General features: G+C 72.0%; 14 protein-coding genes. 7 read left to right on the top strand and 7 right to left on the bottom strand.

Annotated features, from left to right (window positions below):
- Positions 1-201: 201 nt before the first annotated feature.
- The 4 genes from CRP56_RS39410 to CRP56_RS39395 form a co-directional block, all read right to left on the bottom strand.
- The gene (locus tag CRP56_RS39410; protein WP_097272395.1) at positions 202-1,920 is read right to left on the bottom strand and encodes an acyl-CoA dehydrogenase family protein; all 1,719 of its coding nucleotides are present in this window, start codon (positions 1,918-1,920) and stop codon (positions 202-204) included.
- A 1-nt stretch (position 1,921) separates the two neighbouring features.
- Positions 1,922-3,043: a Gfo/Idh/MocA family protein gene (locus CRP56_RS39405; protein ID WP_097272392.1), complete on the bottom strand. Its 1,122-nt coding sequence runs from the start codon at positions 3,041-3,043 to the stop codon at positions 1,922-1,924.
- Between the two features lie 107 nt (positions 3,044-3,150).
- Positions 3,151-7,782 (bottom strand): type I polyketide synthase, encoded by a 4,632-nt coding sequence (locus tag CRP56_RS39400; protein ID WP_097274929.1) that lies wholly within the window; start codon positions 7,780-7,782, stop codon positions 3,151-3,153.
- A 359-nt stretch (positions 7,783-8,141) separates the two neighbouring features.
- Positions 8,142-8,867: a TetR/AcrR family transcriptional regulator gene (locus tag CRP56_RS39395; RefSeq protein WP_097272390.1), complete on the bottom strand. Its 726-nt coding sequence runs from the start codon at positions 8,865-8,867 to the stop codon at positions 8,142-8,144.
- A gap of 323 nt (positions 8,868-9,190) precedes the next feature.
- On the opposite strand from CRP56_RS39395, the gene CRP56_RS39390 reads away from it, so the two are divergent.
- From CRP56_RS39390 to CRP56_RS39370, 5 genes are all read left to right on the top strand, one after another.
- Positions 9,191-11,449 carry an MMPL family transporter gene (locus tag CRP56_RS39390; RefSeq protein WP_097272388.1) on the top strand — a complete coding sequence of 753 codons (2,259 nt, stop codon included), beginning with the start codon at positions 9,191-9,193 and terminating at the stop codon, positions 11,447-11,449.
- Positions 11,446-12,468 carry a hypothetical protein gene (locus tag CRP56_RS39385; protein ID WP_097272386.1) on the top strand — a complete coding sequence of 341 codons (1,023 nt, stop codon included), beginning with the start codon at positions 11,446-11,448 and terminating at the stop codon, positions 12,466-12,468. Before CRP56_RS39390 ends, CRP56_RS39385 begins: the two co-directional genes overlap by 4 nt.
- A 190-nt stretch (positions 12,469-12,658) precedes the next feature.
- Positions 12,659-13,501 (top strand): IclR family transcriptional regulator, encoded by an 843-nt coding sequence (locus CRP56_RS39380; RefSeq protein WP_179851229.1) that lies wholly within the window; start codon positions 12,659-12,661, stop codon positions 13,499-13,501.
- Between the two features lie 121 nt (positions 13,502-13,622).
- Positions 13,623-13,868: an acyl carrier protein gene (locus CRP56_RS39375; RefSeq protein WP_097272382.1), complete on the top strand. Its 246-nt coding sequence runs from the start codon at positions 13,623-13,625 to the stop codon at positions 13,866-13,868.
- Between the two features lie 19 nt (positions 13,869-13,887).
- Positions 13,888-15,150: a beta-ketoacyl-[acyl-carrier-protein] synthase family protein gene (locus CRP56_RS39370; RefSeq protein ID WP_097272380.1), complete on the top strand. Its 1,263-nt coding sequence runs from the start codon at positions 13,888-13,890 to the stop codon at positions 15,148-15,150.
- Between the two features lie 126 nt (positions 15,151-15,276).
- On the opposite strand, the gene CRP56_RS39365 is transcribed toward CRP56_RS39370, so the two are convergent.
- Complete coding sequence (locus CRP56_RS39365) at positions 15,277-16,269, bottom strand: helix-turn-helix domain-containing protein (protein ID WP_097272377.1); 993 nt, start codon at positions 16,267-16,269, stop codon at positions 15,277-15,279.
- Between the two features lie 137 nt (positions 16,270-16,406).
- Between CRP56_RS39365 and CRP56_RS39360 the strand changes: the two genes are divergently transcribed.
- Complete coding sequence (locus tag CRP56_RS39360; protein WP_097272376.1) at positions 16,407-17,174, top strand: IclR family transcriptional regulator; 768 nt, start codon at positions 16,407-16,409, stop codon at positions 17,172-17,174.
- Between the two features lie 25 nt (positions 17,175-17,199).
- Here CRP56_RS39360 and CRP56_RS39355 read toward each other — a convergent pair whose 3' ends face one another.
- Positions 17,200-17,637, bottom strand: coding sequence for a methyltransferase domain-containing protein (locus CRP56_RS39355; protein ID WP_097272374.1), 438 nt, complete (start codon positions 17,635-17,637; stop codon positions 17,200-17,202).
- Between CRP56_RS39355 and CRP56_RS39350 the strand changes: the two genes are divergently transcribed.
- Positions 17,527-18,144 carry a LuxR C-terminal-related transcriptional regulator gene (locus CRP56_RS39350; RefSeq protein ID WP_257041558.1) on the top strand — a complete coding sequence of 206 codons (618 nt, stop codon included), beginning with the start codon at positions 17,527-17,529 and terminating at the stop codon, positions 18,142-18,144. The genes CRP56_RS39355 and CRP56_RS39350 overlap by 111 nt on opposite strands.
- Positions 18,145-18,164: 20 nt before the next feature.
- Here CRP56_RS39350 and CRP56_RS39345 read toward each other — a convergent pair whose 3' ends face one another.
- Positions 18,165-19,304 carry a helix-turn-helix domain-containing protein gene (locus CRP56_RS39345; protein WP_097272369.1) on the bottom strand — a complete coding sequence of 380 codons (1,140 nt, stop codon included), beginning with the start codon at positions 19,302-19,304 and terminating at the stop codon, positions 18,165-18,167.
- Between the last annotated feature and the right edge of the window lie 22 nt (positions 19,305-19,326).

The following is a 19,326-nucleotide window of genomic DNA, read 5'->3' as shown; positions in this document are numbered from 1 at the left end:
GGAACTGCAGGCGGGAGCTGGGCTGTCATGCGGTCGGGGCCTGCAGGCGCGAACGGGGCTGACGTGCGGTCGCGGTCCGCGGGCGCGAGCGGGGCTGACGTACGGTCTGGGTTCGCGGGTGGGGGCTGCGGGGTGGAGTAGCGGGTCGGGCGGGGCGGGGCGGTGTGCATCACGAGCCTCCTGTCGGGGCCGCGGGCGGGGTCACAGGCCGAGCAGATCGTCGAGGTGCCGGTCCCGGGAGAGCACCGCGCGGGCGATGCCGGCGTGGTCCGGTTGGTCCGGGGCGTCCAGCTGTGCCCACAGGTCGCGCAGCCGGAACCGGGCCGCCGTGCAGTGGACGTCGGTGAGCCGCTGGTGGCCGTCCTGTTCGGCCGTGGCGAGGGCGGCCGTGGTGCCCAGCAGTTCGCGGGCGATGCGGCCGAGCAGCAGCAACGGGTACTGCTGAGAAGCTCGTTGCCGCTCCTTCGCCGCGCGCGTGCGGATGTCATGGCAGGCGGCGGCGAAGCGGGCCAGGTCCTCGTGCAGGTCGTGCAGGTGACGGGCGTTGCGCGGGAAGAAGTTCTCGGTGGCCGGTAGCACGCCCGGCACGGCACCGTCACGGAAGCCGCCGGCCGGCTCGGTGTCCGCGAGGTGCGTGAGGAGGGCTTGGGCCGCCTGGACGTCGATCAGGTCGTCCACGCCGCCTGCGGTGCGCAGCACCCTGATGTCGCGGAAGGCCCGCTCCAGCGGTACGGGCGGTGCCCCGCGTCGGCGTTTGGAGCGGTCGGTCTCCAGCCCTTCGCCGCCCAGCAGTGAGACCGTACGGTCCACGACCCTGGCGGCCGTCTCGGTGCAGAAGTTGCGGGCGAGCAGGCGCTCGAACCAGCGGTCGCCGGGGGCCGGGGCGCCGAGGCTCCAGCGGACCACGGCGTCCATGGCGCGGACGTCCGCCGCGTTGGCGGCGAGGGTGCGCTGGACGAGGTCGTACTCCCCCAGCCCGATGCCGTCGACGCGGCGGCGCGCGGTGAACTCCCGCGACCAGCGCAGGCAGTTGCGGGCGAGGGCGAGTGCGGGGGCCGCCTGGATGAGCAGCCGCGCGGTCAGGAAGGCCGAGGTCCGTTCCGGGGTGCGGCGGGGGTCGCCGTGGGCGACCGTGACCACATGGTCCCTGGGGATCGTGACTCCGTTCAGCCGCAGCCAGCCGTTGGGCAGGCCCCGTACGCCCAGGTACTCCAGGCCGGCTCGGACCTCGAAGCCGGGGGTGCGGGTGTCCACGACGGCAAGGCCGACGCGGGGGCCGTCCTCGTCGCGGACGGTCACGGTGACGCCCAGGAGGTCGGCGACGGGTCCGTTGCTGATGAACAGCTTGTCGCCGTTGAGGACGTACGCCGAGCCGTCGGGGGTGGGGACGGCGGTCGTCCGCGGCCACTGGTTGGCCTGTCCGGCGGGCTCGGTGTCGGCGAAGCCGGAGATCATGCCCTCGCGGGTGCGGCGTCGGATCAGATCGCGCAGGGCGCCGTGCGGGAGCGTCGGCAGCAGCGAGGTGGCGACCCCGATGCCGTTGTGGACGGCGAGCAGGAAGCCGATCGCGACGGAGCGGGAGGCGACCGCCTCCACGGCCCGGAACAGGCCGTACGGCGTCAGCCCGAGCCCGCCGAGGTCCTCGCCCGTCGCGAGCCGGAACGCGCCGAGGTCGCGCAGCCGCGCGATCACGAACGGCGGGATCTCGCCCTCCCGGTCGACGGCGTCCGGGTCGACCTCGGTGTCGAGGAAGGTCAGGAGCCGCTCCACCTCGGGCGGCTGTTCGACGTTCTCGGGCTCGGACGGGTCGCGCCAGACGTCCCAGGACGGGTCGCCGCCGGTGAGGGTGGTCAGGAAGGTGGCCGCGGGCTGCCGCGTGGGCTGCGCCGTGGGGCGCTGCGCGAAGAGTTGGACGGTCATCTCATACCTCCCGGACCTGGCTCGCCGCGGCCTGGTCGGCGGAGCGGACGGTGTCGAGGAGCCGGTGCAGCCGCAGGCCGGTCTCGAAGTCGGGCACGGTGTGCGAGCCGCCGCGGATGTCGCGGGCCAGCGCGGCGTAGAGCTCCGCCACATTGCGTACGGCGGTGTCCGGCACGTCCACGGCGGTCCGGCAGTCCGGCGGCACCGCCACCTCCCGGCGGCCGTCGGTGGCGGCGCTCTTGTCCTCGTACAGGCGGATGTCGCTGATCTGGATGCCGTGTCCCGCGCCGGGCCCTTCGGAGACGAGGGTCAGGGTGCCGCGGGTGCCGGAGAACTCCAGGCGGGTGCCGGCGTGCCCGGCCTTGCCGTCGTGGACGTGCACCGACACGGGAACGCCGGTGACCAGGAACCCGCCGACGACGATGTGGTCGGCGCTGGTGACGCCGACGCTCTCCGCGGTGTCGGACACGGTCAGCCGGGGCTGCTGGACGGCGAGGGACGCCCAGAGCCTGCCGACGGATCCGCACAGGAACTCCAGCAGGTCCAGCGTGTGCCCGCCGGCGACCTCCAGGGTTCCGGCGCCGTTTCGCCGGTCGAGGGTGTAGACGGCGTCGGACGTGACGGTGCCGCCGGCTCCCTTGGCGCGGGTGGCGAAGACGTTGACCGCGGTGACCCGCCCGATGGCGCCGGAGGTGAGCAGTCGGCGGGCGTGGCGGGCGGCGGGCGCGTGCCGCGCCTGGAGGCCGACGGCCGCGTGGACGCCTGCCCGCCGGGCGGCCTCGGCCATCACCTCGGCTTCCTTGGTGGTACGGCCGAGCGGCCATTCGCAGTAGACGTGCTTGCCGGCCTCCAGGGCGGGCAGCACCAGGTCGGCGTGGTCCGGTGTCTTCACCGCGACGACCACCAGGTCCACCTCGGCGTGGCCGCTGAGGCGGGCCGGGTCGGTGAAGGCGTGGGCGGCTCCGTACTGTTCGGCGGCGCGGCGGGCGCTGCCGGCGCGGGTCGTGGCGACCGCCGTCAGCTCGTACTCCGGCAGGGCCGCGAGGGCCGGCAGGTGGGCCGTCCTGGCCCAGCCCCGTTCGGTACCGGCGCCGATGACACCTACACGAATCGGTTCGGTCATGGTTCTTCCTCGTCTGGGGAGGGACGGGGGCGAGTGCGGGGCGCACCGGGGCGGAGCCGTCGGCGGGGGAACCTGCCGGTTCCGCCCCGGTGCCGTGCGGGGAGGCGTCAGGAGGACAGCGCGGCGAGTTCCTCGCCGAGGATGCGCACCGCGGTGGTGATCTGCTCCTCGGTGTGCTCGGAGGTGATGAAGAACCGCAGCCGGGCGAGGCGTTCCTCCACCGCCGGGTGCAGGATCGGGTTGGCGCTGACGCCGCGGGCGTAGAGGCGGTCGGCCAGGAGCAGGGCCTTCGCGGAGTCGCCGGTGATCGCGGGCACGACCGGGGTGCCTTCGCTGGTGCCCACGTCGACGCCGGCCTCGGCGGCGAGCCGCAGGAAAAGGGCGGCGTTGTCGTGCAGCCGGGTGACACGCTCGGGCTCCTCGCGGATCAGCCGGAGGGCGGTGAGAGCGGCCGCCGCGGACGCCGGCGGCAGGCCCGCGCTGAAGACGAAGCCCGGCAGGGTGTACCGGAAGTGCTCGATGAGCTCGTGCCGTCCGGCGACGTAACCTCCGCAGCTGGCGAGCGACTTGGACAGGGTGCCCATCCACACGTCCACGTCGTCGGGGTTGACGCCGGAGAACTGGGCCATGCCGCCGCCGGTCTTGCCCATCACGCCGATGCTGTGGGCCTCGTCCACCATGAGCAGGGCGTCGTGGCGCTGCTTGACGGCGATGAGCGCGGGCAGGTCCGCGGTGTCGCCGTCCATGCTGTAGACGCCCTCCACCACGATCAGCACCCTGCGGTAGCCGTCGCGCACATGGCTGAGGATGCGGTCGAGGGCCACCAGGTCGTTGTGCGGGAACGGCTGGCGGGCGGCGCCGGACTGGCGGCACCCCTGGATGATGCTGTCGTGCGCGAGGGCGTCGTGCAGGATCAGGTCCTCGGGGCCCATCAGGTGTCCGATGACGGTGACGTTGGTGGCGTGCCCGCTGACCAGGCTCACGGCGTCCTGGGCGCCGACGAGTTCGGCGAGTCCCCGGTCGAGTTCCACGTGCAGCGGGCGGTTGCCGGACAGGATGCGGGCGGCGGACACCGAGGAGCCGTAGCGCTCGACGGCCTCCTGGACGGCCGTGGCGACCGCCGGGTGGCCGGACAGGCCGAGGTAGTTGTAGCTGGAGAAGGAGATCAGCTCGCGGTCGGCGACCCGGGTGGTGTCGCGGATGGTGCCCTCGTGCGGCAGGAAGTACGGGTTGACGACGCCGGAGGACTCGATGCTCCGCTTGCGCTCCAGGGAGGCGAGGACCTCCGGGAACACCCGGACGTCGGCGGCCGCGCTGCGGTCCTGCGTGCCGCGGGGCTGATGTGCGGGTGCCGGGGCGGCGAGCGCCGGCACCGGTTCCGTGACCGGCGGCGGGGCGGCGGCGGGGGGCGCCGCCGCCGTCACGCCGAGGCGGTCCCCGAGGGTCGCGACCAGGTCGCCGATCGTGGCGATCTCCATCATCTCGGCGGCCTTCACCTGAAGCTCCGGCCACCTGCCGCGCAGCCGGGTGGCCAGCTCGGCCAGCATGATCGAGTCGAATCCGAGGTCGGTGGCGAAGGCGTGCTCGGGCCGCAGGAAGTCCTCGGGGTAGGCGCTGACCTGGGATATCCCGGCGTACACGGCCGCCCGCACCTCGTCGGTCGCGACCTGGGCCGGTGCTGCGGCCGGCGCGAGGGAAGCGGCCTCGGCTTCGGGCAGCTGCTCCTGCACCGGGGCCTGGACCGATGCGGTGATCGTGGGGACGGCTGTGGACGGCTGTGTCTTGGCCGGGTCGAAGGACTGCAGCAGGGACACCTGGGCGTGCAGGAACTCGATGAGACCGCTCATCCTCGGCTCTCCGATCGGGGTGGTGGCGAGGGGGGAGGGAATGACTGTGCGCAGGCTCGGCTCGGGGGTGCGGGCGACGGACGGCGCGGGTGCGACCGGGGTGGGGATCACCGTGCGGGGCCGGGGGCGGCCGGTGCCGGTGCGGACGGTGTACACATCCGTCCGCAGCGGCGACGGCGGCAGGGACAGCAGGCGGCCCGTGTCGGCGGGGAACAGCACGGCCGGGTCCAGCGGGACCCCGGCCACGGCGAGCCGGCCGAGCGCGGTGAGGAAGGCGCGGCCGTCGTCGGACCGGTTCGTCGTCAGGGGTACGAGTTCCAGGTCCGCTCCCGCGGCACTGCGCCGGGCCATGCGCAGGAGGGTGTCGCCGCCGTAGATCTGCACGAGGAAGCGGGCGCCGGTCGCGGCGACGGACCGTACCGCGTCGGTGAACCGGACGGGAGCGGTGTTGTGACGGGCCCACAGGTCCTTGATGTCCTGGGTTTCCCGGCATTCCTGACCGCTGACGCCGGAGATGAAGGTGCAGGCGGGCTCGGTCAGCGGCAGGCCCGCGATCGTTTCCGCCATCACCTCGTCGGCGGCGGCGACCAGGGGTGAGTGGAAGGCGTGCGACACCCGCAGCAGCACGGCGGCGACGCCCTGCTCGGCGCAGTGGGCGCGCAGCGCCTCCACGTTCTCGACGCCGCCGCTGAAGACGAGTTGGCCCTCGTGGTTGTAGCAGGCGGGCCAGACACCCTCGACGGCCAGGGCGAGGCGCTCGGCCTCGGCGGCGGGGGCCTGCACCGCGAGCATGGCGCCGCTGCCGGACGGCACGGCGGCGGCCAGCGCCGCCCCCCTGCGCGTCATGAACCTGACAGCATCGGAAGCGGTGAACGCCCCGGCCGCGACCGCGGCGGGGAACTCGCCGACGCTGTGGCCGACGGCGACATCGGGCCGGATGCCGCAGGCGGCGAGCAGTTCGACGGTGGTGGCGCCCGTGATGCCCAGGCCCGGCTGACACATGTCGGTCACCATCAGGGCGGCCTGCGCGTCGCTGTCGTCGGCGTCGTGCGCCTCCCACAGCAGTCCGGGCAGCACGGTGGGCACCGTGTCGGACTCCTCGGCGGTCAGGGCGCCCAGTTCGGCCGCGCGGTGGGCGGCCGAGGGGAACCGCCGGACCAGGTCCGCCAGCATGCCGGGCCGCTGCGAGCCCTGCCCCGGAAAGGCGAAGGCGATCCGGCGCTCGTCCGCCGGCAACGGCTTCGCCGCCGCGTGGATGCCGGGGGCCAGTTCCCCGATGGCGCCGTCCGCCAGTCGCCGTGCGGCGAGTTGGAGCCGGTCGAGGAGTTCCTCCCGGCTCGCGGCGACGAACGCGAGGCGAGCGGTGAGCAGTTCGCGCCGGGCCAGGGTGTGGGCCACCACGGCGGGCGTGGCGTCCGGGTCCGCGGCGACCGATGCGCGGATGTCCTCAGCGTGCCGGGCGAGGTCCGCCACCGACCCGGCGGACAGCAGGAACAGCCAGGGCTCGTCGGGGAGTTGGCCGTCGACCGGGTCCGGCTCGATGGCCGGGGCGCCTTCCAGGACCGCGTGCACGTTGGTGCCGCCGAAGCCGAAGGAACTGACGCCCGCCCGACGCACGCCGTCGTGCGGCCACTGCTGCGCGGCAGTGGCCACCCGCAGGCCCGCGGTCTCCAGGTCGAGGGCACCGTTGACCTGCATCTCGGCGGGCTGCGGCGGTACGACACCGTGGTGCACGGCGAGCGCGGCCTTCACCAGCCCTGCCGCGCCGGCCGCGGACAGCGTGTGCCCGATCAGCGCCTTGGAGGAGGAGACGTAGCACGGCTGGGTCGAGCCGGACTCGGCGCGCAGCAGCCCGATGGCCTCGATCTCGGTCCGGTCGCCGACCGGCGTGCCCGTGCCGTGCGCCTCCAGCAGGTCGATCTGCCCGGGATTCGTGCCGGCGTCACGGTAGGCGGCGCGCAGCGCGGCGAGCTGGCCCTGCGCCTGCGGTGTCATCGGGCCGCCGCCCCGGCCGTCGTTGGCGGAGCCGACCCCGGTGACGACGGCGTAGATGCGGTCCCCGGCGGCGACGGCGTCCTCCACCGGGCGCAGCACCAGGAGGGCGCCTCCCTCGCCGAGCACGAAGCCGTCGGCGCGCTCGTCGAACGGCCGGCACACTCCGTGCCGGGACAGCGCGCCGGACCGGGCGAAGCCGACGAGGGGCGTCGGGGAGAGGCCGATGTACACCCCGCCCACCAGCGCGATGGAGCAGGCGCCCGAGCGCAGGCTGCGCACCGCGGCGTCCAGGGCCACGAGCGCCGAGGAGCAGGCCGCGTCCAGCGAGATGGAGGGACCGCCGAGGTCGAGGACCTCGCTCACGGTGCAGGGGACCATGTTCGCCAGAGCCCCGGGAATGGTGAAGGAGTTCATGGGCATCAGCGAGGAATCGGTCGCCTCGTGCAGCCGGTCCAGCAGCTCCGGGTCGCTCTGCCCGTCGTGGAAGGAGCCGTCCGCCAGCAGGTTCGCGGTGATGCGGGAGACGCTGATGTCCCGGTGGTCGAGCGAGGTCACCCCGGCGAAGACGCCCGTGCGGGACCGGTCGAAGCCGGTGCGCTCCCAGCCGGCGTCCTGGAGCGCCTCGCGCGCCAGGTCCACGAAGAGCTTGGCCTGCGGGTCCATCGTGCGGGCCCGGCGGGGCGGGATGCCGTAGTGGGCGGGGGCGAACCGGTCGACCTCGGGCAGGAACGCGACCTGGTCGGTGTAGACGCCGTGCGGCTCCCTGAAATCGCCCGGCCGGTGGTAGGCGGAGTGGTCCCAGCGACTCGCGGGGACCGCCGAGAACTGCGTCTCGGCATTTACCAGCATTCTCCAGAACTCGCCGATATCGGCGGCCCCGGGAAATCGGCACGACATGCCGACGATAGCCATATCAGCCACGAACGCTACCTCGATCCGACCTCGATTGCGAAAATGGCTCGACGCCAGAAGAAGAAGGCGGCGGTAAAAGTAGATGCGCTCGCCACTGACGTCGACAACGGAGAGCTTGGCGGCGACTGCGGAGCGTACGCAAGCGCTCTTCTCAACCAGTGGAAGAAAACCTGTGAGCGTTGTGTGAGCAGAATGAGCAAAACCCGGGGCTCCGATTGACCTGACGTTTTCCGTTCAGTAAGAAAGCGGCCCTGAAACCATGAACAGAAGGAGAAATTCGCTCACTTCATGCCGCCGCCCGGTTCCCTCGCGAGGACACGCGAGGGAACCGGGCGGCGTCTGCGTCAGGCCTGTGCGCTGTCCCCCATGGGACGCAGGCCCACCTGGTGGGCGAGCGCGACCACCGCCTTGCCGAAGAGGGCGTCTCGGTCGTCGATGACCCGGTTGAACTGCCCGAAGACCTCGAAGCTGATCAGCCCGAAGAGCTGCGCCCAGGCGGCGGCCAGGCGGGGCGCGACCGGTCCCGGCAGGGTGCGGTCCGGCTGGTCAAGCAGCTCGCGGATCTCGTCGGCGACGACCGAGTCGCAGTCCGCCGCCGGGAGGTCCGGCTCGACGAGGACGCCGGCGTCGTGGGCGGCCTCCGCCACCCCGAGCAGGACCAGCGCGACCCGGGAGGCCGGGGCCACGGTGTCCTGCGGGGCGGCATAGCCGGGCACGGGCGAGCCGTAGATCAGCGCGTACTCGTGCGGATGCTCGAGCGCCCAGGCGCGCACGGCGCGGCAGACGTCGGCCCAGGCCCGCAGCGGGTCGGCGGCGCCCGCGGCGGCGCGAGCGCTCTCGGCGGCCTGCCCGATGGCGTCGTAGGCATCGACGATGAGGGCCGTCAGCAGATCGTCCCGGCTGGGGAAGTAGCGGTAGAGGGCCGATGAGACCATGCCCAACTCACGGGCGACCGCGCGCAGCGAGAGCCGCGCCGCGCCCTCGGCGGCGAGCTGTCTGCGGGCCTCGCCCTTGATGGCGGCCGCCACCTCGGCGCGAACCCTCTCCTTGGCTCCTTGGATGACATCCATGACGACAGTGTGCCACCCGCGAGAGCACTGCCCAAGCATCGGAGCACTGCTCTCCCAATGAGAGCAGTGCTCTTGCACTGAAGCGGTGCTCGCTGTAAAACTACCCTCGACAAAGAGCAGTGCTCTCTGAGCAGAGCACTTGTCACGCCAGTGTTTTCCCAGGTCAGTGGCGAGTCGAACGCAATCCGTCCGCAGATCCGCGGCAGTCGCTCCCCCGTCCCACTGCTCCGCCCCCGCACCACCGCTCTCCCCGTTCCCCCCATCCAGCCCCGGCCGACCGCTGGCAGGCCCGCGGGCACAGCTGAAGAAAGGACCTCAGCGTGATGGTCACTTCGGTGCCGTCCGGGAGCGACCGAAAGAAACGTCGCGGCCCCTGGTTCACCCTTCTCGCCGGACTCCTCCTCCTACTGGTCGCCGGCGCCGCGAGCTCCGGGGTGCTGGACCGTCTCAAGTCGGGCGGCTTCGACGACCCCGGCTCCGACTCCGTGGCCGCCGCCGAGGCGCTGGAACGCTCGTTCCCCGACAGCCAGCCCAACCTCGTCATCCTGATCAAGGACCCCAGGGGCGGACCCGGCAGCGCCGCGGCCCGCAACGAGGCCGAAACCATCGGCAAAACGGTCTCCGGCACCGCCGGCACCCGGGTCGTCGCCTCCTACTTCGACAGCGGCGACAAGAGCCTGCGCTCCGGTGACGCGGCCCTGATCCTCGTCCGGGTCGACGGTGACGAGAACGAGAGCATGCGCACCGCCGACACGCTGCACGAGAAGCTGTCGGACCCGGACGGCGCCGTCTCGGTCTCCTTCGGCGGCATCACCGCCATCAACAACGACATGAACAAGCAGGTCGAGAAGGACATCGTCGCCGCGGAGAGCATCGCGATCCCGATCACCCTGCTGCTGCTCGTGATCGTCTTCCGCGGTCTGATCGCCGCCCTGCTGCCGATGCTCCTGGCCGTGCTCACCATCGTCGGGGCACTGGCGGCCGTCAACGTCGCCGCGCAGTTCACCGACGTCTCCGTGTTCGCCGTCAACCTGATCACAGCGCTGGGACTGGGTCTCTCCGTCGACTACAGCCTGCTGATCGTCACGCGCTACCGGGAGGAACGCGAGGCCGGCCGCGACAACGCCACCGCCCTGCGCGTCACCCGCGCGACCGCCGGCCGCACGGTGGCCGTCAGTGGCGCCGTGGTCGGTGCAGCCCTCGCCACGCTCCTCGTCTTCGACCAGTACTTCCTGCGCTCCTTCGCGCTGGCGGGCATCGCCGTGGTGCTGTGGGCCGTCCTCGGATCGCTGTACCTGCTGCCGGCGTCCCTGGTCCTGCTCGGCGACAGGATCGACGCACTCGGCCGCCGCCGGCGCACGCGGCGCGCCCCGGCCGCGGACACCTTCTGGGGCCGGATGGCCGGCCTCGCCTTCCGCCGTCCCGCTCTGCTCGCCACCCCCGTGATCGCTCTGCTGCTGCTCATGGCGGTGCCCTTCGCCGACGCCCAGTTCGGCGTACCGGACGAGCGGGTGCTGCCCAAGGCCACCGAGAGCCGCACGGTCACGGAGGCCGTGCGCGACGACTTCGGCGTCGGCGACGACCGCGCGCTGAACGTGGTCTCCGAGGACTGGAAGGGGAGCGACGCCGATCTCGCGCGCTACTCCGCGGACCTGTCCGAGACCGCCGAGGTCACCCGCGTCGTCAGCGCCGCCGGGGTGTTCCGCGACGGCTCCCGGCTGAGCCCGCTCGACCCGCGCACGGCCGCTTCCTTCCAGGACGGTGACGCGGTCCGCCTCCAGGTGCAGACGGACGTGGTGCCGTACTCCGAGCAGGGCGGCGACCTGGCCCGCGCCGTCCGAGCGGTCGATCCGCCCGGCGGCGGCAAGGTCCTGGTCGGCGGTCAGGCGGCCCAGCTGGTCGACATCACCCACTCCATCGCCGGCAAGCTGCCCCTGGCGATGGCCCTGATCAGCATCCTCAGCCTGCTGTTCCTGTTCCTGCTGACGGGCAGCGTGCTGATGCCCGTCAAGGCGCTGCTGTTCAACGGCCTGAGCCTCGTGGGCATCCTCGGCGTCGCGGTCTGGGTGTTCGTCGACGGCCACCTCTCCGGCCTGCTCGGCTTCACCCCGTCGCCGCTCGCCGTGTCGATGCCGGTCCTGGTGTTCTGCATCGCCTTCGGCCTGTCCATGGACTACGAGGTCTTCCTCGTCTCCCGCATCAAGGAACGCTACGACCGCACCGGCCGGCTGGAGGATTCCGTACGCGAGGGACTCGGCGCCAGCGGCCCCGTCATCACCGCCGCCGCCGCCATCCTCGCGGTGTCCTTCTTCGCCATGCTCACCTCGGGCGTCTCCCTGATCAAGATGTACGGCATGGCCACCGGCCTCGCCATCGTGCTGGACGCGGTCCTGGTGCGCGGGGTGCTGGTGCCGGCCTTCATGCGGGCCGTCGGCCCCTACAACTGGTGGGCCCCGGCCCCTCTCAAGGCACTCCACCGCCGGTTCGGCATCAAGGAGTCCGCCGAGGTGGAGCCCGCCCCGGCAGCGACTGCGCACCTCACTTCCGCCAGCGAGCCCCAGACGACGGGATCACGGCCGTGACCGAGACCGACAGCACCCCCACCTATCCCCTCGACCGCCTGCGCAGGGTCGCCGACATGGCGGCCCGGGCAGCCAACGCCCACAACACCCAGCCCTGGGACCTGCGTTACCACGCCGATCATGTCGAGCTGGGCTGGCGCGCGGAGTACGCACTGGGCCCCAGCGACCCCTCGCACCGCGACCTGAGGCTGTCGCTGGGCATCTACCTCGAGACCCTGCTGATCTGCGCCGCCGAGGCCGGGATGGCGCTGCGCTTCGAGCCCGACTACGACGCCGGCGCCGCCCGTGTGGGGCGGATCGTGCCCGGCGAGTGGGTCGAGCCGAGCACCCGGTCGGTGGCCGACGTCGAGGCCCGCCGCGTGTGGCGGGGTGCCTGGACCTCGCAGCAGGTGCCCGGGGCGGTGGTCGAGCGCTGCCTCAAGACCGCCGAGGAGGCCGGATTCCGGGTGGCCGTCGTCCCCACGGACGCCGCCAGGCCGCTCCTGATCCGCGCCTACCACTGGTTCTTCGGCCACGCCGGGATCGCCCGGGAGCTGCTGGCCTGGGCCAGGCTCTCCCCCCGCCACCCCGACTACCGGCGCGACGGCCTCAACGACGTGATGCTGGTCCTGAACAAGGCCGAGGCCGCCGCCATGCGGACGTTCTTCGCCCCCGTGGTGTACCGGACGCTGCGGCCGCTGGGGCTGGTCCGGCTGCTGACCACCCTGTCCTCCAGCGCGACCAGCGGCGACGGCGTCGTGATGGTCGTCCTCGGCCAGGGCGACGATCCGGCCGGCGAGGTCGAGGCCGGGCGGCTGGTGACCCGGCTGTGGCTGGACCTGTTCCGGGACGGGATCTACGTCCATCCGCAGAGCCACGTCATCGACTGCCCCGACACCGTCGGCGAACTGGGCCGGCTGTGCGGGGCCCGGGGCGGCGAGCGGCCCCTGGTCTTCTTCCGGGTCGGCTATCCCACCACCGATCCCGCGGCCCGGCCGCGCCACCCGCGCCGCGGGCAGCCGGCGACAACGGCCTCCTGAATTCCTTCCGGCCGCCCGGGCCGGCCAGGCACCGGGCGGCCGGAAGGGGAATTCCCGTTGAATTCCCGTCGACACCGATCAGCGAATGCGACAGCAGAGAACCCCGAGGGAGATCCCCGACCACAGCACCGCATCCAACCGCGAACGCCAACCACCGTTTCGCGAAGAACGAGAAAGGGGATCACGTCGAATGTCCTCCCCCCACGCCCCGCCGGACCGCTCCGTCGTCGAACGCACCCTGGGTGTCCTGGGCGCCTTCGACACCGCCCATGTGAGTCTGACCGTCAGCCAGATCAGCAGCCGGTCGAAAATACCCGTGGCCACGACCTACCGCATTGTCTCGAAACTCGTCTCCTGGGGAGCGCTGGAACGCGCGGAGGACAACAAGTACACGATCGGCCTTCGCCTGTGGGAGGTCTCCCAGCTCGCTCCCCGGCATGCCGACCTCCGCGCGGCGGCCGTCCCCGCCATGTTCGACCTGCGCTCCACCACCCGCCGCGCCGTCCTGCTCTCCACACGGGACGGCATCGAGGGAATCTGTCTGGAGAGCGTCTCCGGCAGCGCCCGGCCCCTGCACCGCTCGTGGTCCCGCGGGCACCGCTTCCCCCTGCACGCCACGGCTTGCGGCCGGGTCCTCCTCGCCGCCGCCGGCACCACCGTCCAGGACGAGCTCTACGGCGGCGAGCTGCGGCCGTACACGGAGCGCACCGTCCGCACCCCCGCCGTCCTGCGCGACCTCGTCGCCCACACCCGGCGCCAGGGATACGCCGTGTCCGACGGCGAGTTGCTGGACGGCGTGGTGGAGATCGCCGCGCCGGTCCACGGCGGCGACGGAGCCGTCCTGGGCGCCATCGGTCTGATCACCGTGGGCACGGCGTCCACCGCTGTCCCGGACGCCGTCGGTCATCTGCTGGCGGCCGCCCGGCGGGTCTCTCGGTCCCTCGCCGACGCCCCCGCACCCGGTGGCAACGCGGTGCCGTCCCCCCGCACCGCCCGGTCCCGCATGCACCGGCCCCAGGGCGCCTGCGCCTAGCACCCGGCGGCCGGACTCCCGCCAGGCCGGCCGCCGTTCGTCCCACCCACACCCCCGTCCCCACTCTCCCCCGACACCGGCTTGCCGACAGCAACGCCGTCCCGCTCACAAGGAGACGCACATGAACGCCGTACAGGAAGACATCCGCAGCGGTCTGGCCGACATCGTCAACGAGATCGCCGGGGTGCCGCACGAGGAAGTACTCCCCCACAAGACCTTCGCCGACGATCTCGACGTCGACTCCCTGTCCATGGTCGAGGTCGTGGTCGCGGCGGAGGAGCGGTTCGGGGTGACCATCCCGGACGAGGCGGCCGGCCGTATGAAGACCGTGAGCGACGCCATCGACTACATCCTCGCCCAGCACTGACGACTTGGGAGTCATCCTCATGCAACCGACTGATCGCAAGGTGGTCGTGACCGGCGTCGGAGCGACCACACCGCTGGGCGGTGACAGCGCCACCACCTGGCAGGGGCTCATGGCGGGCCGCTCCGCCGTACGGCTGCTGACGCACGACTGGGCCGCCGACACCCCGGTGAAGATAGGCGCGCAGATCGCGGTGGAACCCGCCGACTGCCTGTCCAGGACCGAGGCCCGCAAGCTCGACCGCTCCGCCCAGTTCGCGCTGATCGCGGCGCGCGAGGCGTGGGCCGACGCGGGCTTCACCGCACCGGCGGGTGAAGACACCTCCGTCAACCCCGACCGGCTCGGCGTGGTCGTCGCCTCCGCCATCGGCGGCGTGACCTCCCTGCTCCAGCAGTACGACATCCTCCGGGACCAGGGCGTCCGCAAGGTGTCTCCCCACACCATCCCGATGATGCTGCCCAACACGCAGGGCGCCAACGTCGGACTGGCCCTCAACGCCCGGGCCGGGGTGCACTCGCCGGTCAGCGCGTGCGCCTCGGGTGCCGAGTCGGTCGGATACGCCATCGACATGATCCGCACCGGCCGGGCCGACATCGTCGTGGCCGGTGGTACGGAGGCCGCGATCCACCCGCTGAACATGGCCGGCTTCGGCAACATGATGGCCATGTCCAAGCGCAACGACGATCCGGCGGCCGCCTCCCGGCCGTACGACTCGGCCCGCGACGGCTTCGTCATCGGAGAGGGTGCCGGTGTGGTCGTACTGGAGTCGGCGGAGCATGCCAGGCGGCGCGGCGCCCGCGTCTACGCCGAGGCCGTCGGCCAGGGGCTCTCCTCCGACAGCCACCACATCACCCAGCCGGAACCGACGGGCCGCGGCATCTCGGCCGCGCTCACCGCGCTGCTCGACTCCAGTGACCTCACAGCGGCCGAGGTCGTGCACGTCAACGCGCACGCGACCTCGACGCCCCGGGGCGACGTGGCCGAGGTGAAGGCCCTGCGCAAGGTCCTCGGCGACGCCATGGACCATGTGGCGGTGTCGGCCACGAAGTCCATGACCGGGCATCTCCTCGGCGGCGCCGGCGGTGTGGAGACCGTGGCGACGGTCCTGGCCCTGCATCACCGGCTCGCCCCGCCGACCATCAACCTCGACGACCTCGACCCGGAGGTCGAGGCCGACATCGTGCGCGGCGTGCCAAGGGCGCTGCCCGACGGGCCGATCGCGGCCCTCAACAATTCGTTCGGCTTCGGTGGACACAACGTGGTGCTCGCCTTCCGCACGGTGTGATCCGCGGAAGCCGCCCGACCGGTCTGCGGTCGGGAGTGGCCGCCCGACGCACGCGAACGCCAGTGTCCCCAGAAGACCGGACCTAGATCAACCACCCTTCCGGAGAGTGGAAAGAGGATCGGGAATTCACGGGGGGCACGACTCCGCCGCGAATTGAATACCGGTCAGTTCACAACTCGTCGGTAACAACTCCTCAGGGCCATCGGTGACGTTTGCCGGTGGCCCGATGAGCGTGCCGGTGCTCCGCCGAAAAGCGCCTGGCGTCATTTTCACCCGGCGTATGAAGAACTTGGTGAAGTTCGTAACCTCGGTGAACCCCAGCTGACGGGCCACGGCGCCGATGGGCAGATCCGTGTGCGCCAGCAGGCGACGCGCTTCCAGTGCCACCCGGGCGTCGATGACGTTCTTGGTGGTGGTGCCGGCGACGGCATGGCACGCACGGGACAGGGCGCGGGTCGTGCAATTCAGCGCGGCGGCGTAGTCCTCCACCTGGCGGGTGGTGCGGTAGGAGCCCTCCAGTTCCTTCCGGAACCGCACGAACAGCTCTCCCCAGGTGTTGTCGCGGGCCGGGACGAGTGGGGTTCCGTCCTCATGGGTCGACCGGCATATCTGATAGGCGTTCAGCAGGAAGACCGCCAGCAGGTGTTTGAGGACGTCCTCGCCCAACGCCCGTTCGGGCCGCTGGAATTCCTCCTGCATGAGGGACAGGATCCTTCCGAGCTCGGCCTGTTCAGGCTCGCCCAGCCGCCAGTGCGAGGGCCGCAGCACATCGTCGAGCATCCCCAGGCGCGCCGTCATGCGCGGGGGAAACGCCTCGGTGAACATGATGAGATCGCCCGCCAGATCAGGCTGCGGAATGGCCTGGACCACCTGGTTCGGCCGGATCCACAGCAGGCTGCCCGGACGGCACTCGAAGCGCGTGGAGTCCAGCGAGAAAGTACCGGTCCCCTGGGTGACCAGCAGGAGCTGATGGAATTCCAACCGGTGCGGGGAGGCGAGGGACTCCCGGGGAACCCACTGCAGCAGTTCCTGGAAAGAGGTCACCGCGATACCGGATCCCGGTCGGCATACCGGCGAGTAGGGAACAACAGGGATCGGCAAGGAGTCGAAATCGACCATAGGACTTCCGGAATCAACCTTTCTCGAGTCTCTTGAAGGTTTAATCATAGGGGTGGCCGCCCGTCGCCAGATCCCATCTGGCGTTCGCATGAGTCGAGTTCACTCGGCTTGTGCGCACACGAAAGGAACAAGACGGGATGACCATGCCTCATTCCGGCACGCCGGAGCGCTCGGTCGTCGACCGCGCCCTGAGCGTTCTCGGAGCGTTCGACCGGCAGAACCGCACTCTGACGTTGAGCGACCTCAGCCGGCGGTCGGGCCTCCCCCTCGCCACGGCACATCGCATCGTGAACAAGCTGCACAGCTGGGGAGCGCTGGAGAGAAACGGGGACGGCAGTTACAGCATCGGCTTAAGGCTCTGGGAGACGGGAACGCTGGCACCCCGCTGCTCACCCCTCGCCGAGGCGGCACAGCCGTACCTCATGGAACTGCACACCCGCACCTCGGCAGGGGCGTACATCGTGATCCGCGACCGGGTCGAAGGCGTCTGCCTCTCGTTCGTGGTCAACGGGAGCGACACCCTGATGAGTTGGATCGAGTCCGGGGACCGTATGCCCCTGCACGCCTGCGCCGCGGGACTGGTGCTGCTCGCCCATGCCGAGGAATCCGTGCAGAACGAGGTCTGCGCCGGGCCGCTGCACGCGTACACCTCGGCGACCCCGAGCCAGGGCGCCGCGCTGCGGCAGGCCCTCGCCAAGGTCAGACGCGAGGGCTACGCGGTCACCCAGCGCACGCTGCAACCGGACGTCAGCAGCGTCGCGTTCCCCGTCCGCTCCGCCGACGGGGCCGTGGTGGCAGCCGTGGCTGTCGTCGCCCCGGCCGCCACGTTCCAGCTGGCGAAGCTGCTCCCCCCGGTGTCCGCCACGGCCGACGCCGTGTCCCAGCACCTCCGCCCCTCCGGGTGACCGGCCGGGCCACCCTTCTGCCCGGTCAGAGGCTGACGGACGCCGCTGACACGTGTTGCCTCGGTGCACGGGCCAGGTGCACGAAGGCCGGGGGCAGGTTGGGCCACACCACCGGGCCGCGCTCGACCGTGGTGAAGCGCTCGCGCAGTCCGGCCGCGAGGTGTCGGCCGGGCGGGGTCCACGCGGCGTGCAGATAGGCGAAGGTGGTGAACCGGCCGCTCGGCGCGAGGGCCGCCGCGACGGCGTCCAGCGTCCGGTTCCGGTCCGTCGTCGGCATCACGGTCCACGGCAGCCCGGACACCACCGCGTCCACCGGCCCGCCCGCCAGGTCCGCCAGGTCGGCAGCCGCACCGTGCACCACGGTGAACCGCTCGTCGTCGAGGGTGGCGGCCAGGTGCTCGGCCAGGTCGGGGTTGAGCTCGATGGCGACCAGCCGGTCGTCCGCGGCGAGCCGGCGCAGCACGGCATCGGTGAGGACGTCCGCATGCCCGGCGTGGACGGCCTGACCGCCACCCGGAAGCTGTGCGCCGGACCGGACGCGCCGAAGGTGCTCGTCGTGACCACGTTCGACCTCGACGAGTACGTGTACGGGGCCCTGCGGGCCGGGGCGAGCGGGTATCTGGTGAAGGACGCGCTCGGCGAGGAGATCCTGGTGACCGTGCGGGCGGTGCTGCGCGGGGACGTGATGCTGGGGCCGTCGGTGATCCGCCGTCTGGTGGAGCGATTCGTGCTGCCCGCCGCGTCCACCGCGCCCGACGACCGCCTCGGCCTGCTCACCGCCCGCGAGCGCGAGGTGCTCACGCTGGTCGCCCGCGGCCTGAGCAACCAGGAGATCGCCGCCCGACTGTTCCTGGGCGAGACGACCGTCAAGACCCATCTGGGCCGGATCCTGGGCAAGTTGGAGCTGCGGGACCGGGTGCACGCCGTCATCTACGGGTACGAGAGCGGCCTGATCCGCGTCGGCGGATGACGCCGCCCCGGGATGTCTCGTCAGTCGGTCCGAAGGCCGACCGCCAGCGTCAGTTCAAGCATCCGCTGGGGCGAGGCGAGATCCGGAAACAGTTCCCGCAGCTGCGACATGCGGTAGCGGACGGTCTGGGGGTGGACGAACAGCGCCGCCGCGACCTCCTCGCGCCTGCCCTGGTGCAGCAGCCACGCGCGCAGCGTCTCCTCCAGCCGTCGTGCGGTCGCGACGGGCAGGGTCCGCAAGGGTGCGAGGGCGCAGGCGCGCAGGTCCGCGAACGCGTCCGCGTCGGCACTCAGCACCAGCTCGGGGAGGTGGTCCTCGGTGTCGTGGATGTCGGAGGAGAGGGAGCGCGCGCGGGCGGCTCGGGCGTACGAGGCCGACGCACGGGTCCATGGCCGGGCCGGGCCGACCACGGCGGCCCGGTCGGTCAGCTGCCGCAGGAGATGGGACCGGTCGGCATCGGAGACGAGCAGCACACCGGTGGCGTCCGGCAGATCGTCCAGGACGAGGGTGCTCGGGTCGAGCGTGCGATGCGCAGGCCGGGCCTGGGCGGCGGGCAGCAGGACCGCGGTCAGCGAAACGGGCGGCTGCCATCCGGCCCGCTGCGCGGAGGCCAGCAGCACGTCCGGGCTCGCGCCGGCGACGAGGTCGCGGGCCAGCTGCTCCAGATGGCGTTCGTGGGCCCGGCCCCGGGCGGCCAGCTCGTCGGCGTGGCCCGCGGCGCTCGCGGCGGAGAGCTCGTCGATGTAGGCGAAGGTCAGCTCGGCGAACTTGGCGACCTCGGCAGCGGGCAGACCCGCGGGTACGGCACCCGCCGCCAGGCCTCGCCAGGCCACCCGGGCGCCGACCCGGTAGGCGCTGAGCAGGGCGTCCATGGAACGGCCGTCGCGCACCTCGCCCCGGCCCAGCTCGTAGGCCGCGTCACTGGCGTCGCCGCTGGTGGCGTTCCCGCTCGCGAGGTCCAGGTAGTGCCCCAGGGCGGTGCGGACGGCGCGGCGGATCGTGGCGCCCATGTGGCCCGAAAGGGCGTTGGTGTACGGAGGAACCTCGTCGATGATCGCCTGCACGACCTCGTCGGCCGTGGTCTTCAGCGCGGCCCGAAGGGCGGTGACCGTCGTCTCATCCAGAGCCAGCTCGCTGGCCCGCTGGACTGCATGGCTCATGTTTTTATTCCCTACGAACAAT

It is taken from the genome of Streptomyces sp. TLI_55, assembly GCF_900206255.1.
Classification (GTDB): Bacteria; Actinomycetota; Actinomycetes; order Streptomycetales; family Streptomycetaceae; genus Streptomyces; species Streptomyces aquilus.
This window is presented reverse-complemented; position numbering and strand designations above follow the sequence as displayed.

What these genes read in the sequence shown, in the direction of transcription:
- CRP56_RS39410 (WP_097272395.1), bottom strand. Translation starts at nt 1,920, where the DNA reads ATGACCGTCCAACTCTTCGCGCAGCGCCCCACGGCGCAGCCCACGCGG.
- CRP56_RS39405 (WP_097272392.1), bottom strand. Translation starts at nt 3,043, where the DNA reads ATGACCGAACCGATTCGTGTAGGTGTCATCGGCGCCGGTACCGAACGG.
- CRP56_RS39400 (WP_097274929.1), bottom strand. Translation starts at nt 7,782, where the DNA reads ATGTCGTGCCGATTTCCCGGGGCCGCCGATATCGGCGAGTTCTGGAGA.
- CRP56_RS39395 (WP_097272390.1), bottom strand. Translation starts at nt 8,867, where the DNA reads ATGGATGTCATCCAAGGAGCCAAGGAGAGGGTTCGCGCCGAGGTGGCG.
- CRP56_RS39390 (WP_097272388.1), top strand. Translation starts at nt 9,191, where the DNA reads ATGGTCACTTCGGTGCCGTCCGGGAGCGACCGAAAGAAACGTCGCGGC.
- CRP56_RS39380 (WP_179851229.1), top strand. Translation starts at nt 12,659, where the DNA reads ATGTCCTCCCCCCACGCCCCGCCGGACCGCTCCGTCGTCGAACGCACC.
- CRP56_RS39375 (WP_097272382.1), top strand. Translation starts at nt 13,623, where the DNA reads ATGAACGCCGTACAGGAAGACATCCGCAGCGGTCTGGCCGACATCGTC.
- CRP56_RS39370 (WP_097272380.1), top strand. Translation starts at nt 13,888, where the DNA reads ATGCAACCGACTGATCGCAAGGTGGTCGTGACCGGCGTCGGAGCGACC.
- CRP56_RS39365 (WP_097272377.1), bottom strand. Translation starts at nt 16,269, where the DNA reads ATGGTCGATTTCGACTCCTTGCCGATCCCTGTTGTTCCCTACTCGCCG.
- CRP56_RS39360 (WP_097272376.1), top strand. Translation starts at nt 16,407, where the DNA reads ATGACCATGCCTCATTCCGGCACGCCGGAGCGCTCGGTCGTCGACCGC.
- CRP56_RS39345 (WP_097272369.1), bottom strand. Translation starts at nt 19,304, where the DNA reads ATGAGCCATGCAGTCCAGCGGGCCAGCGAGCTGGCTCTGGATGAGACG.